At 39.5% G+C, this 4,277-nt stretch carries 4 protein-coding genes and 1 pseudogene; 2 read left to right on the forward strand and 3 right to left on the reverse strand.

Annotated features, from left to right (window positions below):
* The 3 genes and pseudogenes from CDG77_RS33735 to CDG77_RS38295 form a co-directional block, all read right to left on the reverse strand.
* A pseudogene (locus CDG77_RS33735) lies at positions 1-380 on the reverse strand (hypothetical protein); the annotation flags it as partial.
* Between the two features lie 416 nt (positions 381-796).
* Positions 797-1,309, reverse strand: coding sequence for a hypothetical protein (locus CDG77_RS33740; RefSeq protein ID WP_094333509.1), 513 nt, complete (start codon positions 1,307-1,309; stop codon positions 797-799).
* 51 nt (positions 1,310-1,360) lie between these two features.
* Complete coding sequence (locus CDG77_RS38295) at positions 1,361-1,894, reverse strand: hypothetical protein (protein ID WP_223270128.1); 534 nt, start codon at positions 1,892-1,894, stop codon at positions 1,361-1,363.
* Between the two features lie 225 nt (positions 1,895-2,119).
* Between CDG77_RS38295 and CDG77_RS33750 the strand changes: the two genes are divergently transcribed.
* Both CDG77_RS33750 and CDG77_RS33755 read left to right on the forward strand, forming a co-directional pair.
* Complete coding sequence (locus CDG77_RS33750; protein WP_223270129.1) at positions 2,120-2,809, forward strand: ParA family protein; 690 nt, start codon at positions 2,120-2,122, stop codon at positions 2,807-2,809.
* A complete protein-coding gene (locus CDG77_RS33755; RefSeq protein ID WP_223270130.1) occupies positions 2,806-3,792 on the forward strand; it encodes a ParB/RepB/Spo0J family partition protein in 987 nt (328 codons plus the stop codon). The genes CDG77_RS33750 and CDG77_RS33755 overlap by 4 nt, the downstream gene beginning before the upstream one ends.
* Positions 3,793-4,277: the final 485 nt, after the last annotated feature.

Raw genomic sequence — 4,277 nt, forward strand, 5'->3', positions numbered from 1 at the left:
TGATATTCTCCATTGAGTACTTTTTGTAGTTCTGATGCCAGAGCAACATCATGTAAACTGACGACTAATTTTAAGTGCCAAGCCTTACGGTGTGGGAGATGTGCCAATGCACCCAATAAAGTTAATAATGCGTTGTTGACTTTATTTTCATTATTGTCTGTGTTGCGGTCAAAATAATTCCCTGTCCGGTAAGCAGACTCTCCAACGGTGTAAGCAGTACCGTTGAAAACTACACGTCCAGGTACATCTTCCATCTCGGCATTGGTTATATAGCTGGGGACACGAACTACTTCAAAGCCATCGACTAAAAGTTTAAGACTTCCGTAACCGTTATCGAAACCCGCAGGAAAAATTTTTTGCAACGTGTGAATGTTTGACATAGGCTCCAAGTAATAAACTTTAATTTGTGAAAGTTATCTGTTCAGAGAATTTGGGGGAGTAGGGGAGAGAAGAATAAAATAACTCCCCCTTTTTGATCCAGACTCAAGAGTTTATCATAACCCCTTGGGGGCTAAGTGGGGTACACAATATCAAAAAGTCAGATGTACCCCATTTAGCACCTATATATATCCTATATAGGGGTCAAAATGTCACTAAAGTCCTGAGCTATTGTTGGGGTATATATAGCCCCCATTTAGCCCCCAATAGGAATTTTTGAAATCTTTTCTATCAACGGAGCAGAAATTAATTTAGATAATCGTTGACTCTTTGATTTATACTTTACTGTCAATATTTTATTGAAAAGCAATTCAGTCTTGATCTATAACTGCTTGCTGACTAGGTAACGAGTGCGTTATTACTTGCTTACAGGTTCAGCTTTCTCTACTGAATTATCATTCACACCCAAAGTCAATTCCAAAGGAGTTTTTTGGGGGTAAGCTTTTACCACTTGTCGATAAACATCATAATTAGTAGGTAGTGTCTGCTGAGAATTACCCACTCCATAAGTCAGTTTGTACTTTACATCTTTCACTAATTCAGGTTTTCCTATCTCTTCTTGAGGTCTTTTACGTTGTTCAACTTCATCAACACTTGGCCGCGGCGGTAAAGTAGGCCACCATAACCCTCTGTCATCTGGGCCAACAACGGCTCCTGCCGGTTTCAATCCATTCCGATTCAACATTGAAGTATTCGCAAAGATTTCAATGCGTGGCTGTGGTTCACTAGTTAGGTTATTGGCATATTTAACTTGCCAGGTGTAACTGGTGAGTGCGGTAGCTTCATACTGTTCAGCAGTAGTAGTGCTGCAACTAGTTAGTGTCAGTGCCGTTAGTGCAGTAATTAAGGGTAAAATTTTCAACTTTTGCATTATCAATCGTAAATATCTCTTACTAATCACTCTTGAAGAGGGAGTGTACCATCATTGCTGCCAAGGTGAATGTATCGCCGTAATCGAAAGCACTTCCCTTGCTTGCAGCCTAATGGCTGTTTGCTCACAGTTAGGGCATTTTACCTTTGTGAAAATCACTGAAGGTCGTCCTTTGTACTCGCCCATTACGGGATCTCCTGTGTACTCGCTGATTATCCCCTGCAAGCAGTGGTAGCACTCGAATATCACACGCCCTACCTCCAAGTTGCAATCCAAGAATTGCATGTGCTGGCAGGGTTCTGGCGGTAATTCTGGTTCTTCGGAGCGGTCTTGAAAGGGTATATGAGGTTTGGCTGCTGGTGGTAAATCTATTTTTTTCTTGTTGCGCTTGCCAGTCACCTGCGGCTCAACTTTTGGCCGCTTTATGGGTTTTTCATTGACAGGGACATGGCCGGGCTGTTGGCCAGTTGTGAGTTCTTCCGGCAAATTGTCATCAGCCAGGGTAGGGCTAAATTTGGAAATTTGACCGTTGAGCTTTGGCTCTTGTTTCTCTGGTGTTTTAGATGGACGCTCGGTAGATTTCATTAGTCTTTCTGTCAGAGGGGTTACTTGTATTCGTTTTATTTAACCAAAACGTTTTGGTTAACTTTATTTTCATTCTTTTTTTAGAATCAGTGATAACATCAAGCCATATATTTTGGTTGATTGACTTATTTCGATAATTGTAAAGCCGTCCTGCAAGGACGGGGTTTCAGGCCCAGAGGTTTCGATGAAGACTAATACACTTGTTGCAAAGTGAGAATTGCTCCTATGGTAAAATCCAAGCCTACGAAGACTACGACCAAATCTGAAAAGCTTCCTAAAATTTTGGCATTTGCTAACCAGAAAGGTGGAGCAGGGAAATCAACAGGAGCAGTTCATGCTGTTGATTGGTTTACCCAGATGGGGTATTCCACTATTTTAGTTGATGCAGATGGGCAGGAAAGCTCATCAAGTTGGTTGAAGGATCTGAACTTACCTTGTAAGGTCATTGGTGATCCAGAGGTTTTATTTGACGAACTTCCAAAGTTAGCAGAGTCTTATGATGTTGTAATTGTTGATGGCCCAGGAAATGCAAGTGAGGTGACAAAAGCAATTTTGATCCGTTCTAATTTAGTACTTATTCCTTGCAGGGACTCCATGATCGATTTAGCAAGTACAGGTAAAATTGTACAATTTGTGCGTCAAGCAAAGGAAATTCGAGGAGGGCTACCGATAGCAGCGATTTATCTAAATGCAGTAAAAGACAACACTATTTTGTTACGAGAAGCTAGAGAAGCTTTGCAAAGCGGTATTATACCTTTGCTTAATACTACCCTTCCTGACCGTCAATGTATTAAGGATGCACCTGGACAAGGTAGTACAGTGTTTCGTATGAAGGGAGAAGCTCCTAAAGCGGCGGCAAGTGCTTACGTCAAAATCCTAACAGAAGCTTTGAAGTTATTTGAATCAGAATCATGACTCGACGAAAACTCAAGGATAATATTGCTAACAATGAAGAACTGAATTTTGTCTTTGGACAAGCCACTACTCAGGAAATTGTACAAATAGCGGAAATAGCTCAAGAACAAATCATTCCGCACAGCGCAATTGTTTGTACATTCACATTTATTCCAGATGGCAAACCAGTTCGGCATTACTATGATTTAGAAGAGCTACAACAATGGGCGCTAAATGATATTCAACCCAATGGAATTCGTTCTCCTCTATGGGTACGTCCCCATCCCACTCAATCTGAAAAATATGAGTTGGTTGCAGGACTTCGGCGATTAAAAGCAGCAGCGATACTAAAATTGGAAGAGATACCAGTCAAGGTTTTTGATTGGGATGATCATACCGCTTTTTATGCTGCGATATCAGAAAATACAAATCGTCGTGACTTCAGTGCTTTAGAGGAATTAGACAACACCTTGCGAGTGCTTGAAATTCAACTGGGCTATGAAACTGAGCAAGTTGTTAGTTTTCTTTACCGAATGAACAACGCAACAAAAAATACTGTTAACCAAAACGTTTTGGTTAGTCAAGAAGCTGAACTTGTTCAACAGGTATTTAATTCATTCGGGCGAATTACTTGGCAATCATTCGTTGCAACTCGACTTCCCTTATTTAAAAAACCAGTAGAAATATTGAATGCTATTCGTCAAGGTAAAATTCATTACACTAAAGGAATTTTGATTGCTAGTATCAAAGACAAAGATAGCAGGCAAAAAGTTTTAGAAGAAGCTATCAATAATTTCCTTAGCCTTTCTGAAATCAAGCAACGAGTTAAAGCATTGAATGGTAGTAAAAAAGCACTGTCCGAGTCCGAACCTGTAAGCCTGAAACAACGCTTAACTAACACGATTGAGGTGGCAAAGAAAAACAAGATGCTTTGGAATGATCCGAAAAAAACTCAACAGCTAGAAAATCTGCTTAGTCAGCTTGAAGCGATTGTCAAAAATTGAAAATAGAACTGGACTTAATAGTAAGACAAGAGCAATAAATTCTTACTTACATTCATAGTAGTTACAAAATTGTCTATTGTAATAAATAATACGAAAGTGAACATTATATGCCGTACCATTGCTAAGTTTAGCCTGTATAAAATAATACCATTATAGAGTTTGCCTCTTGGCAACTTAACTCAATTCGTTTTGTAATAAAGGGTAAATATAGCAGTAGCTAGATATTAGGGGCAAAATGGGTTGAAAGTATTATTGTATAAGCTTTTTAGCTATCACTTTTAGATAAATCATTCAAGTCATGCTTGCTCCTTGTTAGACAAGCCTATAACGAAAGAATAAGAGCTTTAGTTTTGTCATTGGCATACTACAAACCACGATTTTAGGTAAATTTGTACTATTTTACCCCTGGTGTCAGCTACGCTATATCTGCCCCGTGTTGGAGGAGTTGCTAGAATGATTGACCATGACAGGCTTTTCAAAGAATT

This window comes from Nostoc sp. 'Peltigera membranacea cyanobiont' 213 (assembly GCF_002245975.1).
In the GTDB taxonomy this organism is placed as follows: Bacteria; Cyanobacteriota; Cyanobacteriia; order Cyanobacteriales; family Nostocaceae; genus Nostoc.

Bases quoted from the DNA above. Each gene is read 5' to 3' on its own strand.
- CDG77_RS33755 (WP_223270130.1), top strand. From the start codon at position 2,806: ATGACTCGACGAAAACTCAAGGATAATATTGCTAACAATGAAGAACTG.
- CDG77_RS33740 (WP_094333509.1), bottom strand. From the start codon at position 1,309: ATGCAAAAGTTGAAAATTTTACCCTTAATTACTGCACTAACGGCACTG.
- CDG77_RS38295 (WP_223270128.1), bottom strand. From the start codon at position 1,894: ATGAAATCTACCGAGCGTCCATCTAAAACACCAGAGAAACAAGAGCCA.
- CDG77_RS33750 (WP_223270129.1), top strand. From the start codon at position 2,120: ATGGTAAAATCCAAGCCTACGAAGACTACGACCAAATCTGAAAAGCTT.